Here is a 15,203-nt window from a genome sequence, read left to right as displayed (position 1 = left end):
GGTCGACCGGGAAAGTTCGAATACTCCCGCTCGACCGGTCCGGGGAGTGGGACCAAGCGTTGGACGTCCCCTACCGCACGCCGGCGAAGTTGAACTCCGTACAGATGTCCTGGCCGAAGACGAAGCGCCGCACGGGTGCCGTCCGTGCCTCGGCGAGCGCGTCGGAGCCGGTGAAGCGGATGCCGGGGACGCCGTCGCCCACGAGCACCGGCGCCGTGGTGAGGTACAGGCGGTCCAGCAGCCCGGCCTCGAGGAAGCGGGACACCGTGTTGCCGCCGCCTTCGATGAGGACCTTCTCGAGTCCGCGCGCCTGCAGGATCCCCAGGATCCGCTGCGGCGCGAAGTCCTCCGCGCCCAACCGCACCACCTCCACGGAGGACGGCAGTCCGTCGGGGGCCATGGCGTCGGTGCCGATGATCCAAAGGGTGGGCACGCCGTCGTCGGCCAAGACCCGCGCCTCCGCTGCCACCTTCGCCGACGCATCCAGGACCACGCGCACGGGGCTGGTGCCGGGTACGTCGCGCACGGTCAGCGAGCAGTCCTCCGTGAGGACGGTCGACGCTCCGACGACGACGGCGTCGACCAGCGCGCGCAGGCGCTGCAGGTGTCCGTGGTCGCCGCGTTCCGCGTGGAGACTTGAGTCACCGGAGCGTGAGGCGATGAAGCCGTCGAGGCTCTGCCGCAGCTGTCCGACGACGAGCGTCCCGGACGCCGCCGCGAGGTAGCCGTACCGGTGGGTCAGTTCCTCCGCCTCGCCCGGCGCGGGCGCCGGGGGGACGGCGCCGTCGAGCAGGGACCTCCAGGCGTCGGCGGATGGTGGGGTGTCGTGCCGCATCCGGGCGCGCTTCGTCGCGAGGTAGCCGGCGTTCTCCGACCGGTCGGACACGGCGAGGCCGCGGCGCTCGACGACGTCGATCCCGAGGTCCTCCAGTGCCTCCTCCTTGGCGGGGTTGCCGGAGAGCAGGCGGACCGCACGGATGCCGAGGTCCTGGAGGATCTCCGCCGCCTGGTCGTAGCGCCGGGCGTCGACGGGCAGTCCCAGCTCGGTGTTCGCGTCCACGGTGTCCACGCCCTGGTCCTGCAGGGCGTAGGCCTTGAGTTTGGCGAGCAGTCCGATGCCGCGGCCCTCGTGGCCGCGGACGTAGACCAGGACGCCGCGCCCTTCCCCGGCGATGACGGCGAGCGCGGCGTCGAGCTGTTCCCCGCAGTCGCAGCGCCAGGAGCCGAAGGCGTCCCCGGTGAGGCATTCGCTGTGGACGCGGACCAGGGGCGGCGCCTCCACCGTGCCGTGCGCGCCGTCGTCGATCCCCTGGGCGAGCGCCACGTGCTCCGTGCCCGCGCCGTCCCGGTAGCCGATCATGCGGAAGGTCCCGTGCCGCGTGGGCAGCACGGTCTCGACGACCCTCTCCACGGTCGCCGGGACGGGTGCTGATGCGTGGTGTGTGGACTGCAGGGACATGGAACAACCTTAGGAGCCGAGCGTGGTGGCGCGAAAAGCAGGTCTGCTGGAATCAACGGGCTGTGGCGGCGATTTATTGCTGTTCCAGCTGCAGGGAGGAGGGACGGCGCACATCGGCGGCGGCGCGGCCGAGGACCTCGCGGACGGCGAGGACGGCGGGACGGCGGGCACCCGCTCGCCGCGCGGAGGTGAAGATGGAGCGCCGCGGGTCCTCGGCGAGATCGAGCAGCTGCACGGGCACGTCGCGGCCCGTCCAGACCAGTTCCGGCATGAGCGCGACGGCGTTACCTGATTCGATGAGCCGGATCTGCGCCTGCAGGTCCGCCGTCTCGTAGCGGACGTCGGGCTCGAAGCCGGCCCGTCGGCACGCCTGCTCGGCCCAGTGCCGCGACGCCGCTCCCCTGGGTTCCATGACCCAGGCCGCACCGGCCGCCTCCGCCACCGAGGAGATGCCGGCATGGCGGTGGCCCTCCATGGGCACGGCGAGCTGGATGGCGTCCTGCGTCAGCGCCACGTGGTCGAGTTCGGAGTGGCGGGGAGCGGCATGCCCCGGGTACTCCTCCGCGATCACGAGGTCGAAGTCCCGGGCGAACGTCTCGTAGAGGGCGGTCTCCGGCTCGCGCTGCACCATCTCGACGCGCACGTCGGGGTAGTCGAGGGTCATGGCGGTCAGGGCATCCGGCATCAGCGCGAGCGCGGCCGACTGGAACACCGCGACGCGGACCGTCCCGGACACGGTGGTCAGCGAGGCGGCGAGGTCCGCCTCGGCCCGTTCGAGGGTCTCCAGCAGCTCCGCGGTGTGCGCGACGAGGACCTCCGCCTGGGGCGTGAGGACCACGCGGCGTCCGGTCTTCCGCAGCAGCTGGACACCCACCTCCCTCTCGAGCTGGGCGAGCTGCTGCGACACGGAGGACGGGCTGTAGCTCAGGGCCGCAGCGACATCCGCGAGGGTCCCCCGGATCTTCAGTTCACGGAGCAGACGGAGCCTGCGCAGGTCGAGCATCGACTTCCTATTCCTTCGGGCCTACTGACGAATACCGTTCGGTATTCATCGCTTTTCCTAATCGTACGGTGCGGCCGATACTGGGGAGGAAGTAGCTGCTTCACCCTGCGCCCGGCGCGAGCCGTCCGACCGAAAGCCGTTGCCATGACAACCCAGATCCCGCCCCGCGAGGGCACCGCCGGCACCCCGGCGTCCACGGAGCCGTCGATCGCCGACCCGAGCGCCGACGTCGAGCCCGCCTCCTTCTCCGCCGGCCCCGGCGGCACCACGGACATCCCGGCAGCGCTGCCGGATGCTGCGGTCGCCCTCGTGCGGCGGTGGCTGACCGATGCGGCGCAGGTCCCGGTCGATTCCTCGGCCAAACAGCTCGCCGGCGTCCTCAAGGACCCGGACGGACTGGCGTTCACGGTCGGCTTCGTCGACGGCGTGATCCGCCCTGAGGACCTCGCGGTCGCGGCCCGGAACCTTGGGGCCATCGCCCCGAAGGTGCCCGCCTTCCTCCCCTGGTACATGCGCTCCGCCGTGAAGGTGGGCGCCGCCGTCGCCCCCGTCCTCCCGCAGGTCGTCATCCCGATCGCCCGCCGCGTGCTGCGCGAGATGGTGGGGCACCTCATCATCGACGCCTCCAACGCCCGGCTGGGCCGCTCGATCGGGAAGATCAGGCGCGACGACATCCGCCTGAACATCAACCTGCTGGGCGAGGCCGTCCTCGGCGACCACGAGGCCGACCGCCGCCTCGCCGGCACCGTCCGCCTCCTCGAGCGGCCGGACGTCGACTACGTCTCCATCAAGGTCTCCTCGACGGTCGCCCCGCACCCCGCCTGGGCCTTCGACGAGGCGGTCCGGCACGTCGCCGAGAAGCTCGCCCCCCTGTACACGATCGCGGCGCAGGCCGGGACGCCGAAGTTCATCAACCTGGACATGGAGGAGTACAAGGACCTCGACCTCACGATCGCGGTGTTCATGGACATCCTCGACCGGCCCGAGTTCACGCACCTCGAGGCGGGCATCGTCCTGCAGGCGTACCTCCCCGACTCCCTGGCCGCGATGATCCGGCTGCAGGACTGGGCCGCTGCCCGGCGGGCCCGGGGCGGAGCGGGGATCAAGGTCCGCGTGGTCAAGGGGGCCAACCTCCCGATGGAGCAGGTGGAGGCCTCCCTCCACGACTGGCCGCTGGCCACGTGGGGCTCGAAGCAGGACTCGGACACGCACTACAAGCGCGTGCTGAACTATGCCCTGCAGCCTGGGCGCATCGACAACGTGCGCATCGGCGTCGCCGGCCACAACCTCTTCGACCTCGCCTTCGCCTGGCTGCTCGCCGGCGAGCGCGGCGTCCGCCACGGCATCGAGTTCGAGATGCTCCTGGGCATGGCGCAGGGGCAGGCCGAGGCCGTGAAGCGCGACGTCGGCTCGCTGCTGCTCTACACGCCCGTGGTGCACCCGGGCGAGTTCGACGTCGCCATCGCGTACCTCATCCGCCGCCTGGAGGAGGGCGCCAGCCAGGACAACTTCATGTCCGCGGTCTTCGAGCTCACGGAGAACGAGGCCCTCTTCGAGCGGGAGAAGAACCGTTTCCTGGCCTCCCTGAAGGAGCTCGACACGGCCATCCCGAACCCGAACCGGCAGCAGGACCGCAGCGTCCCCGCCCCGGCGCACCCCGGGACCGGGTTCTCCAACACCGCAGACACCGATCCCTCGCTCCCGGCGAACCGCGCGTGGGGCCGGGCGATCCTCGACCGGGTGGCCACCTCGGAGCTCGGCAACGACGTCGCCGCCGCGAGCACCCTGACCCGCGGGGAGGACCTCGAGGACACGATCGCGGGCGCCGTCGCCGCGTCGGCGTCCTGGGGCGCGCTGACCGGGGCCGAGCGCGCCGTGGTCCTGCACCGGGCCGGGGACGCCCTGGAGGCGCGCCGGGCCGATCTCATGGAGGTCATGGCCGCCGAGACCGGCAAGACGCTCGACCAGGCCGATCCGGAGATCTCCGAGGCCGTGGACTTCGCCCACTACTACGCCGAGCGTGCCCGCGAGCTCGACGACGTCGACGGCGCGTCCTTCTCCCCCGTCCGGCTCACCGTCGTGACACCGCCGTGGAACTTCCCCGTCGCGATCCCCGCAGGCTCCACCCTGGCGGCCCTCGCCGCCGGGTCCTCCGTGATCATCAAGCCGGCACCGCAGGCGCGGCGCTCGGGCTCCGTCATGGTCGAGGCCCTGTGGGCCGCGGGCGTGCCGCGCGAGGTCCTGCACCTGGCGCACCTCGACGAGGGGGATCTCGGACGGCAGCTCCTCGCCGATCCCCGCGTGGACCGGGTGATCCTCACCGGCGGGTACGAGACCGCGGAGCTGTTCCGCTCCTTCCGGACGGACCTGCCGCTGCTCGCGGAGACCTCCGGCAAGAACGCCATCATCGTCACCCCCAGCGCGGACCTCGACCTCGCCGCGAGGGACGTGGCGCAGTCCGCCTTCGGCCATGCCGGCCAGAAGTGCTCCGCGGCCTCCCTGGTCATCCTCGTGGGCAGCGCGGCCACGTCGCAGCGCTTCCGCAACCAGCTGCTCGACGCCGTCGCGTCCCTGTCCGTGGGCTACCCCGCCGACCCGTCCACGCAGATGGGTCCCGTCATCGAGCCCGCCGCGGGCAAGCTCCTGGACGGGTTGACGACGCTCGGCGCGGGCGAGTCCTGGTTCATCGAGCCGCGGCAGCTCGACGACTCGGGCCGCCTGTGGAGTCCCGGCGTCCGCACGGGCGTGCAGCGCGGGTCCACGTACCACCTCACCGAGTACTTCGGCCCGATCCTCGGCATCATGACCGCGGCCACGCTCGAGGAGGCCATCGCACTGCAGAACGACATCGACTACGGCCTCACCTCCGGCATCCACTCCCTCGACGGCCGGGAGATCGCCACCTGGATCGACGGCGTGCAGGCCGGCAACCTCTACGTCAACCGGGGCATCACCGGGGCGATCGTCCAGCGCCAGCCCTTCGGCGGCTGGAAGAAGTCCGCCGTCGGTGCGGGCACCAAGGCGGGAGGCCCCAACTATCTGGTGGGCCTCGGCGCGTGGGCCCCGAGGCAGTCGCAGGCACAGGACCGCCCGTTGCCCGTCGTCGAGCCCCTGCTCACGGCCGCCCGCGCGGCCGGGCTGCCCGCGGCCGACGTCGCCCGTCTCGAGCGCGCCGCGGCGTCCGATGCGGCAGCATGGACGAGCGAGTTCGGCTGCGTGAAGGACGTCTCGGGGCTCGCGGCGGAGCGGAACCTGTTCCGCTACCTCGCACACCCGGTGACGGTCCGCCTCGCCGCGGGTGCCCCGATCGCCGACCTCGTGCGCGTGCTGCTCGCGGCCCGCGCCGCCGGCGCCCCGGTGACGGTGTCGAGTGCCGTCGACCTTCCCGTCGCGCTCCGATCCGTCGTCCTGGCGCAGGCGGAGGGCGTCACCCCCGAGGACGACGACGCCTGGCTGGCCGGGGCGGCGTCGCTCACGGCGCGCCGCGTCCGGCTGATCGGCGGCGGGGCCTCGGCCCTCGCCGAGGCGACCGGCGGGCGTCCCGACCTCGCGGTGTACGCGCAGCCCGTCACCGAGTCGGGGCGGATCGAGCTGCTGCCGTTCCTGCAGGAGCAGGCGATCAGCATCACGGCGCACCGGTTCGGGACCCCCGACGCGCTGACGGACAGCATCCTCTAGCTCGTCCCTCCGTGGTGGCGGCTCCCGGCGACGGGCGGGCTAGACCGCGGCTCGCCGTGCGACGTCCTCGAGCACCTGTGCTCCCTTGCGTGCCCCCTCGGTGGCCCGGAGTCTCTCACCGATCCGGGCCGCGGCCGCAGCGTAGCGGTCCGTGCTGAGGACGGTCATGAGCGCGTCGGCGACCTGCGCCTCGGAGGACTTGCGGCTCAGGGTCAGGCCGGCGCCCGCCTCCTGGACCACCTTCCCGATCATCGGCTGGTCGAGCATCGGGTGCATGGGCAGGATGAGCATCGGCAGGCCGTGGGCGAGGGCCCGCATCGTCGTGGCGTGGCCGCCGTGCCCGACCACGGCCGAGCACCGGGGCATCAGTTCGGTGTGCGGGACGTACCGATGGATGGTCACGTTCGCGGGGGCGGACAGCCGGGCCGGGTCGACGGCCGGTCCCGTCGTCACTGTCACGTCGACGGGCAGGTCCGCGACGGCGTCGAGGATCCGCTGCAGCACCTCGGGCTGGCCGGGGAAGGCGATGGTGCTGAGGCTCACGAGAACATGGGGTGTGTCCGGCGGAGTCGCCGGCGCGGTCACGTCCACCGCGGCACCCGCCCACACCGCTGTGCCCGAACGAGGAGTGGAGGCCGCCGGATCGAGGACGGGGTCCGCGCAGACGAGCGTCGCGAGCGCGTGTCGTGTCACCTGTCGCGGCCCCCGTCCCTTCAACCGTGCCAGTAGCGCGACCGGGTCGCGCCGGAAAGGGCCGTCGAAGTAGGCATAGAAGCTGTGCACCAGCGACACGTAGGCGAGTTTCTGTTTCGCGGCGGTCCCGAGGGCGCCGAGCAGCAGGCAGTCGATGACCAGCAGATCCGGCGGATCGTGGCGGGCTTCGCTGACCATGTCACGAGCAATGCCCGGGTCCATGATCGTGGAGAACCAGTTGATGATGTCACGCAGGGCTGAGACCTCGACCGTCGGCGTCATCGGGGCGATGGAACGGTATGCCGTGAAGTCCGCACCGGTGGCTTCCACTGCCTCCGCCTGCTCCGCGTGCCCCAGGAAGCGGACAGTGTGCCCCTGGCGCATCAACTCGCGACCGATGAGGAGCGCCGGTGGGACGTTGCCGCCCGCATCGAGTGTGGCAAAGAGGAACGTGGACATGGCAGCACCTCGGGAAGCCGCTAGGCCGAGTCGGGTGGAAATAATACTGCTCCCTTCCCCGTGGAACAATGTCCGAAAGCAACGTCCCCTCCCCCGAGCCCGAAAGCAGCCCCATGCCCTTTCCCGCCGACCGCTCCACCCTCGCGCGGGCACGGACCGGGTCACTGCTGCCGGGGTTGGCCGTGGTCGCCGCAGGGGTGGCCGTCGCCGTCTGGGCCGGATCGGTACAGTCCGTCCTCGGCGCCCTGGTGATCGCCCTGGTGCTCGGTGTCCTGCTCGCCAACTCCTCCCTGTATGCCCCTTCTCTCCGGCCCGGCGTGACGGCGGGCACCAAGAAACTGCTGCGGGCCGGCGTCGTCCTGCTGGGTCTCCAGCTCGCATTGCCCGACATCGTGGCGCTCGGCCTCCCGGTCCTCGGCCTGATCGTCGCATGCGTGGCACTGAGCTATGTCCTCACGCTCCAGCTGGGCCTTCGCCTCGGGCTCACCCGCGCCGGCGCCACGCTGATGGCCGCCGGCTTCTCGATCTGCGGGGCCTCCGCCATCGCGGGTCTCCAGGGCGTCGTGAAGGCCGACGACGACGAGACCGCCGGCGCCGTCGCGATGGTGACCCTCTACGGCTCGCTCATGATCGTCGTCCTCCCCGTGCTGGGCGGCCTCCTCAGGCTGAGCGAGGACCGGTTCGGGATGTGGGCCGGCCTGGCCGTCCACGAGGTGGCGCAGGTCGTGGCCGTCTCGGGTACCGCAGGAGTCACGGCGCTCGCCGTCGCGACGGTGGTCAAGCTCGGCCGGGTGCTGATGCTGGCACCCGTCGCCGCGGTGGCATCCCTCGGGGAACGACGGCGCAGCGTGGCCCGGGGCGCGGCTGCCGGACCGGGAACCGCACCCCGGAGCTCGCCCCGCCCGCCCGTGGTGCCGCTCTTCGTGGTGGGCTTCCTGGTCATGGTGGCGGTGCGGTCACTGGGCGTCCTGCCGGATCACGTGCTGGAGACAGGCCGCACTGTCACCACGATCCTGCTGGCGGCCGGCATGTTCGGGCTCGGTGCGGGCATCGACGTCCGCCGCCTGCTGCGGACCGGAGGACGTTTCGCCGCCGTCGGTGCCATCTCGACGGTCCTGCTCGCGGGAGGCTCACTCCTCGGGGTGCTCCTGCTGGCCTGACCGCCGCGTCAGCGCGCCGTTCCGCCCGCCGGCCCTGCTCACCGGCCCTCCTGACCGGAGACTCAGCGCAGGCCGGTACCCCGCTCGAGCGCCAGCCCGATCAGCTCGTCGATCAGCTCGGTGTACCCGAGACCGGACTTCGCCCACATCTGCGGGTACATGCTGATGGGCGTGAAGCCGGGCATCGTGTTGATCTCGTTGATCACCAGGCGCCCGTCCGCCGTGTAGAAGAAGTCGACGCGGGAGAGCCCCTCCCCGCCGATCGCGTCGAACGCGTCGGCCGCCAGGAGCCGGACGCGGTCGATGACGTCCGCCGGGAGGTCCGCCGGGCAGGTCAGCTCGGCGGCGGCGCCGTCCACGTACTTCGCCTCGAAGTCGTACCAGGCGTGGTCGCCCGGCTGCATGGCGATCTCACCGGGCAGCGAGGTGCGCGGGGCGTCGAGCCCGCGCCCCTGCAGGACCGCCACCTCGATCTCGCGCCCGTGGATCCCGGCTTCGACGATCACCTTCGGGTCGAACACGCGGGCGGCCTCGATCGCCGCCCGGATGCAGTCGACGTCGTCCACCCGCGTGATCCCCATGGACGAGCCGGCGCGGGCCGGCTTCACGAACAGCGGGAACCCGAGCGCCGCGACGCGACGCACGGCGGCCTCGGCGTCGGTGCGCCACTGGCGGTCGGTGACGACGTCGTACGGGCCGACGTCGAGCCCGGCGGCCTCGAACACGACCTTCATGTAGTGCTTGTCCATGCCGACGGCGGAGGCCAGTACACCCGCGCCCACGTAGCGCATGTCGGCCATCTCCAGCATGCCCTGCAGGGTGCCGTCCTCGCCGAACGGGCCGTGCAGGAGCGGCAGGACGACGTCGACACCGCCGAGGCTCTCGGGCACGGACCCGGGAGCGGCGATGAGCAGTTCCTGGCCCGTTCCGCCGTCGACCGCCGAGCCCATGACCACGGCGTGCTCGGTCGCCGTGACCTCGGGCAGGACATCGGAGCGCAGGGACCACGAGGCCGGATCCGCGGACACCAGGGACCACTGCCCGGAGCGCGTGATACCCACGGGCACGACGTCGTAGCGGGTGCGGTCGATCGCCTCGAGGACGCCGGCGGCGGTCACGCAGCTGACGGCGTGCTCACTCGAGCGGCCCCCGAAGAGGACGAGGACGCGGGGCTTGCCGGAGCTCGCCGGGGTCTCGGCGGGCGCGGTGCTCACGGTGGTCACGGGGTGTGATCGCCTTCCGGCTTGAGGTTGCGGGCCAGCAGGCGCGGCCCGAGGTCGTTGACGGACAGCCGTCCCTGGAGGACGGCCACCACGCTCTCGGTGATGGGCATGTCGACGCCGCGCTGGTTGGCGGCGTCCAGGACGGCCTGCGCGGACTTGATGCCCTCGGCGGTCTGGTTCATCCTCGCCGTCACCTCGTCGAGGCTCAGCCCCTGTCCCAGCAGGTGCCCGGCGGTGTGGTTCCGCGACAGCGCCGACGAACAGGTGGCGATGAGGTCTCCCATCCCGGCCAGGCCTGCCATCGTCTCCCGGCGTCCCCCGAGGGACACGGCCAGGCGGGTCGTCTCGGCGAGCCCGCGGGTGATGACGGAGGCCTTGGTGTTGTCGCCCATGCGCCGGCCTTCGCAGATGCCGACGGCGAGGGCGATCACGTTCTTCACGATGCCGCCGATCTCCACGCCGATCACATCCGTGGACGTGTAGGGGCGGAAGTAGGAGGCCGTGCAGGCCGCGGCGATCCAGGCGGCCGTGTCGTGGTCGACACAGGCGACGACGGACGCCGTCGGCTCCTCCCGGGCGATCTCCATGGCGAGGTTCGGACCGGACAGCACCGCGATCCGCCGCTCGGGCAGCGCGAGTTCCTCCGCGATCACCTCGCTCATGCGGGCGTCGGTGCCGACCTCGAGGCCCTTCATGAGGGAGACGACGACGGCATCGGGAGCGATGAGGGGACGCCACGCGGGCAGCTGCGCGCGCAGGGACTGGGCCGGCACGGCGAGGACCACGAGGCTGCTGCCGGCCAGGACGGCCCCGACGTCGGCGGACGCCGTGATGTTCGCCGGGAGCCGGGTCTCCCCGAGGTAACGCGAGTTGCGGTGCTCGGTGGTGATCTCGGCGGCCACCTCGGGCCGGCGGGACCAGAGCATCACCGGGGTGTCCGGGGAGGCATCGGCGAGGACCTTCGCGAACGTGGTCCCCCAGCTGCCGGACCCGAGGACGGCGATCTTCGCGGGCCGCCTCGCGTGCGCGTCGGCCGTCATCGTTCCCCTCCCGGCACCGGTCCGGCGTCGTCGTCTCCGTCGACGCGGCCCTCGCCGTCCGCACGGCCCTCGAAGTCGCGGCCGGTCATCTTCTGGTGCTTCAGCGCCGGATCCCAGCGCTCGGCGGGTGGTTCTTCGCCCCTCAGCTCGGCGAGCAGGGCCGTGATGGCCACGAGGATGCGGTCAGTGGCCGCGTCGAGCGTGGTCCTCGTCAGCGGGGCGTCCCGGAACTCGGAGAGGTCCACGGGATCACCGACGAGCACCCGGACACGCTTGCGGGGGAACAGGTGGAAGCGCTTCGCGTAGCGGGGGAAGACCTCCTGGGCGCCCCAGTGGGCGATGGGCACCACTGGCGCGCCGGTCTGGAGGGCCAGGCGGGCGGCTCCGGTGCGGCCCTTCATGGGCCACATGTCCGGGTCCCTCGTGAGTGTGCCCTCGGGATAGATGATGATCCCGCCACCGTCGGCGAGCGCCGCCCGGGCGGCCTCCAGCGAGCGGTTCGCCCCCGCGGAGGTGCGCTCGACCGGCACCTGCTTGATGGTGCGCAGGATGAACCCGACCACCGGCACCTCGAACAGGCTCGCCTTCGCGAGGAAGCGCGGCATGACGCCCTGGTTATAGAGGAAGTGCGAGATGACCACCGGGTCGATCTCGGTGACGTGGTTCGGGCACACGATCATGCCCGTGCCGCGCGGCAGTTTCTCCTGCCCCCGCCATTCCTTGGCCATCAGCCCGTTCATGACCGGCCTCACCCAGAGGGAAAGGAACGTGTACATGGCGCGTGAGCCCCGTGACTCCCCCATACCGCCGGGCCTCCTACGCGAGTGCCACGGCGACAGCCGGGGCGTCCTCCGTGACATCGAAGTCCGCGCCGAGGCCCTCGAGCTTGTCCTGGAAGCGCTCGTAGCCGCGGTTGATGAGCTCGATCCCGGTGACGCGGGAGACGCCGTCGGCGGCGAGGGCCGCGATGAGGTGGCTGAACCCTCCCCGCAGGTCGGGGATGTCGATATCGGTGCCGTGCAGCTGCGTGGGTCCGGAGATCACCGCCGAGTGCAGGAAGTTGCGCTGCCCGAACCGGCACGGGATGCTGCCGAGGCACTCGCGGTGCACCTGGATGCTGGCGCCCATGCGCAGGAGGGCCTCGGTGAACCCGAACCGGTTCTCGTACACCGTCTCGTGGACGATCGAGACGCCGGTGGCCTGGGTGAGGGCGACGACGAGCGGCTGCTGCCAGTCCGTCATGAAGCCGGGGTGCACGTCCGTCTCGAGCACGAGCGGCTTCAGGGGGCCGCCCGGGTGGTAGAAGCGGATGCCGTCGTCGTCGACGTCGAAGGCGCCGCCGACCTTGCGGTACGTGTTGAGGAACGCCGTGAGGTCGAGCTGGCGCGCGCCCTCGACGTAGATGTCACCCTTGGTGACGAGAGCGGCGGACGCCCATGACGCCGTCTCGTTGCGGTCGGAGATGGCCTTGTGGTTGTAGCCGGTCAGTTCCTTGACGCCCTCGATGCGGATGACGCGATCCGTCTGCACCGTGATGATCGCGCCCATCTTCTGCAGGACGGCGATGAGGTCCATGATCTCGGGCTCGACGGCGGCTCCGGAGAGCTCGGTGATGCCGTCGGCGCGGACCGCCGTGAGGAGCACCTGCTCGGTCGCCCCGACGCTGGGGTACGGCAGCGTGAGCTTGGCGCCGTGGAGGCCCCTGGGCGCGGAGATGGAGATGCCGCCCGGGCGCTTGTCGACGACGGCGCCGAAGTTGCGCAGGACCTCCATGTGGTAGTCGATCGGCCGGTCACCGATCTTGCAGCCACCGAGGTCCGGGATGAAGGCTTCGCCGATGCTGTGCATCAGGGGCCCGCAGAAGAGGATGGGGATGCGCGAGTCGCCGGCGTGCGCGTCGATGTCCTTGGACATCGCCATCTTGGCGTCGCTCGGGTCCATCGTGAGGTCGCCGGTGATGGGGTCCTTCGTCACCGTGACGCCGTGCAGCTGCAGCAGGCTGGTGACGACGTCGACGTCCTTGATCTCCGGGACGTTGCGGAGGACGGACGGTGAGTTGCCCAGCAGCGATGCGACCATCGCCTTCGGCACCAGATTCTTCGCCCCGCGGACGAGGACCTTGCCCGTCAGCGGAATGCCGCCTCGAATGGTCAGAACGCTACCCATGAATACCTGTTTCCCTCATACGTTGAACCCCCGCGGACCCGAAAATGCCCCCTCCCAGCATAGGAGCACCGTCCGGCAGACAAAAAACAAGGGTACTGGGTGCACTCCCAGCTCCCCTACAGGAACCTCGGGGGATGCGTCGGCATTCCTTCACGGTCCCGGACAGGGCCTGTGAGCTGCGTGACAGCCGCGGGCATCCCGCGACGGCCGCGGCCGCCCGGCGAGCGGTCAGGTGCGCACGGGAAGGGTGGTCGGCTTGTGGGACGGACGGCGGGCCTCGAACGCCGTGATGTGCTCCTCCTGCCGGAGCGTGAGGCCGATGTCGTCGAGTCCCTCCAGCAGGCGCCACCGCGTGTAGTCGTCGAGCTGGAAGGGTGCGGTCACGGACCCGCACTGCACCATGCGCGCCTCGAGATCCACCGTGACGGTCGCACCCGGCTCGTTCTCCAGGACCTTCCAGATGAGCTCGATGTCGTCCTGGGCGACCTGCGCGGCGACGAGCCCCTGCTTGCCCGAGTTGCCGCGGAAGATGTCCGCGAAGCGCGATGACAGGACGGCTTTGAACCCGTAGTCCTTCAGCGCCCACACGGCGTGCTCCCGGGAGGACCCGGTGCCGAAATCCGGCCCGGCGACCAGGACGGACCCCCGGGCGTAGGGCTCACGGTTGAGGATGAAGTCCTCGTCCTTGCGCCAGCCGGCGAAGAGCGCGTCCTCGAAGCCCGTCCGGGTGATGCGCTTGAGGTAGACGGCCGGGATGATCTGGTCGGTGTCGATGTTGCTCTGGCGCAGCGGCACGCCGATGCCGGTGTGCGTGGTGATCTTCTCCATGGCGGGCTCCTAGGCTGCGGTGACGGTGGACGGGGCGGCATGGGCACCCGTGCCGTGGGCTTCGGTGCCGCCGGGACGCGGGGGCAGGTCCGACGGCGAACTGAGCGTGCCGCGCACCGCCGTCGCGGCGGCGACGACCGGCGAGACCAGGTGCGTCCTTCCGCCCTTGCCCTGGCGACCCTCGAAGTTCCGATTCGACGTCGACGCGCAGCGCTCGCCCGGGGCCAGCTGGTCGGGGTTCATGCCGAGGCACATGGAGCAGCCGGCGAACCGCCATTCCGCCCCGAAGTCCTTGAAGACACGGTCCAGGCCTTCGGCCTCGGCCTGCAGCCGCACGCGGGCCGACCCCGGGACGACCATCATCCGCACGGCCGGGTCCTTCTCGCGCCCCCTGATGATGTCGGCGGCGATGCGGAGGTCCTCGATGCGGCTGTTCGTGCAGGAGCCGAGGAACACCGTGTCCACCCGGATGTCCTTCATGGGGGTGCCGGGCTGCAGCGCCATGTAGTCCAGCGCGCGGCTGCACGCGGCCTTGTCGTTCTCGTCGTCGAAGTCCTCCGGCGACGGCACGGCCTGCGAGAGGGAGACGCCCTGCCCCGGGTTGGTCCCCCAGGTGACGAAGGGCTCCAGCTCGTTCGCGTCGAGGAAGACCTCCGCGTCGAAGACGGCGTCGTCATCGGTGCGCAGCTCGCGCCACTCGGCGACCGCGGCATCCCAGTCCGCACCCTCCGGCGCATGCGGACGGCCTTTCAGGTAGGCGAACGTCGTCTCGTCGGGGGCGACCATCCCGGCGCGCGCTCCCGCTTCGATCGACATGTTGCAGATGGTCATGCGCGCTTCCATGGACAGCGCCCGGATGGCCGACCCGCGGTACTCGAGCACGTAGCCCTGCCCGCCTCCGGTCCCGATCTTGGCGATGACGGCGAGGATGATGTCCTTGGAGGTGACGCCCGGCTTCAGCGTCCCCTCGACCGTGATGCCCATGGTCCGGAACGGCTTCAGCGACAGCGTCTGGGTGGCCATCACGTGCTCCACCTCGGAGGTGCCGATGCCCATGGCGAGCGCGCCGAAGGCGCCGTGCGTGGAGGTGTGCGAATCGCCGCAGACGACGGTCAGTCCCGGCTGGGTGAGGCCGAGCTGGGGGCCGACGACGTGCACGATGCCCTGTTCGGCGTCGCCGAGCGAGTGGAGCCGTACGCCGAACTCCCGGCAGTTCGCCCGCAGGGTCTCGATCTGGGTCCGGCTGGTGAGGTCGGCGATCGGCTTGTCGATGTCCAGGGTGGGCGTGTTGTGGTCCTCGGTGGCGATCGTCAGGTCCGGGCGGCGCAGGGGCCTCCCCGCGAGGCGGAGACCTTCGAAGGCCTGCGGCGAGGTGACCTCGTGGACGAGGTGCAGGTCGATGTAGAGGAGGTCCGGCTGCGCTTCGGCGCCGACGACGTCCCCCTTGCGCACCACGTGTGCGTCCCAGACCTTCTCTGCCAGTGTCTTGCCCAT

General features: G+C 71.2%; 12 protein-coding genes. 3 read left to right on the top strand and 9 right to left on the bottom strand.

Features of this window, described 5'->3' with window-relative positions; translation table 11 throughout:
- Positions 1-70: 70 nt before the first annotated feature.
- Positions 71-1,459, bottom strand: coding sequence for a GTP cyclohydrolase II (gene ribA / locus AC4D2E_RS04710; RefSeq protein WP_490951804.1), 1,389 nt, complete (start codon positions 1,457-1,459; stop codon positions 71-73).
- A gap of 73 nt (positions 1,460-1,532) precedes the next feature.
- The gene (locus AC4D2E_RS04705; protein WP_490951803.1) at positions 1,533-2,462 is read right to left on the bottom strand and encodes a LysR substrate-binding domain-containing protein; all 930 of its coding nucleotides are present in this window, start codon (positions 2,460-2,462) and stop codon (positions 1,533-1,535) included.
- A gap of 144 nt (positions 2,463-2,606) precedes the next feature.
- Between AC4D2E_RS04705 and AC4D2E_RS04700 the strand changes: the two genes are divergently transcribed.
- Positions 2,607-6,140 (top strand): bifunctional proline dehydrogenase/L-glutamate gamma-semialdehyde dehydrogenase, encoded by a 3,534-nt coding sequence (locus tag AC4D2E_RS04700; protein ID WP_490951802.1) that lies wholly within the window; start codon positions 2,607-2,609, stop codon positions 6,138-6,140.
- Between the two features lie 39 nt (positions 6,141-6,179).
- Here the strand turns inward: AC4D2E_RS04700 and AC4D2E_RS04695 are convergent, their stop codons facing one another.
- Positions 6,180-7,292 (bottom strand): glycosyltransferase, encoded by a 1,113-nt coding sequence (locus AC4D2E_RS04695; RefSeq protein ID WP_490951801.1) that lies wholly within the window; start codon positions 7,290-7,292, stop codon positions 6,180-6,182.
- Between AC4D2E_RS04695 and AC4D2E_RS04690 the strand changes: the two genes are divergently transcribed.
- Entirely contained in the window at positions 7,268-7,336 is a 69-nt protein-coding gene (locus AC4D2E_RS04690) for a hypothetical protein (RefSeq protein ID WP_490952320.1), read from the top strand. The two genes, AC4D2E_RS04695 and AC4D2E_RS04690, sit on opposite strands and share 25 nt — an antisense overlap.
- A gap of 69 nt (positions 7,337-7,405) precedes the next feature.
- Positions 7,406-8,452, top strand: a complete 1,047-nt coding sequence (locus AC4D2E_RS04685; protein WP_490951800.1) for a YeiH family protein — start codon at positions 7,406-7,408, stop codon at positions 8,450-8,452.
- Positions 8,453-8,514: 62 nt separating this feature from the next.
- Here AC4D2E_RS04685 and AC4D2E_RS04680 read toward each other — a convergent pair whose 3' ends face one another.
- From AC4D2E_RS04680 to leuC, 6 genes are all read right to left on the bottom strand, one after another.
- Positions 8,515-9,666 carry a D-alanine--D-alanine ligase family protein gene (locus AC4D2E_RS04680; RefSeq protein WP_490952319.1) on the bottom strand — a complete coding sequence of 384 codons (1,152 nt, stop codon included), beginning with the start codon at positions 9,664-9,666 and terminating at the stop codon, positions 8,515-8,517.
- A 5-nt stretch (positions 9,667-9,671) separates the two neighbouring features.
- The gene (locus tag AC4D2E_RS04675; protein ID WP_490909537.1) at positions 9,672-10,715 is read right to left on the bottom strand and encodes an NAD(P)H-dependent glycerol-3-phosphate dehydrogenase; all 1,044 of its coding nucleotides are present in this window, start codon (positions 10,713-10,715) and stop codon (positions 9,672-9,674) included.
- Positions 10,712-11,518 carry a lysophospholipid acyltransferase family protein gene (locus tag AC4D2E_RS04670; RefSeq protein WP_490951799.1) on the bottom strand — a complete coding sequence of 269 codons (807 nt, stop codon included), beginning with the start codon at positions 11,516-11,518 and terminating at the stop codon, positions 10,712-10,714. Before AC4D2E_RS04670 ends, AC4D2E_RS04675 begins: the two co-directional genes overlap by 4 nt.
- A 13-nt stretch (positions 11,519-11,531) precedes the next feature.
- Complete coding sequence (murA, locus tag AC4D2E_RS04665) at positions 11,532-12,881, bottom strand: UDP-N-acetylglucosamine 1-carboxyvinyltransferase (protein WP_104165486.1); 1,350 nt, start codon at positions 12,879-12,881, stop codon at positions 11,532-11,534.
- Positions 12,882-13,109: 228 nt separating this feature from the next.
- Entirely contained in the window at positions 13,110-13,709 is a 600-nt protein-coding gene (leuD, locus tag AC4D2E_RS04660) for a 3-isopropylmalate dehydratase small subunit (RefSeq protein WP_104165487.1), read from the bottom strand.
- Between the two features lie 9 nt (positions 13,710-13,718).
- Positions 13,719-15,203: a 3-isopropylmalate dehydratase large subunit gene (gene leuC, locus AC4D2E_RS04655; RefSeq protein ID WP_104165489.1), complete on the bottom strand. Its 1,485-nt coding sequence runs from the start codon at positions 15,201-15,203 to the stop codon at positions 13,719-13,721.

Source organism: Arthrobacter sp. TJ-265, assembly GCF_058269135.1.
Note: the sequence above shows the minus strand (reverse complement) of the source record. Positions and strands in the feature narration are given on the sequence as shown.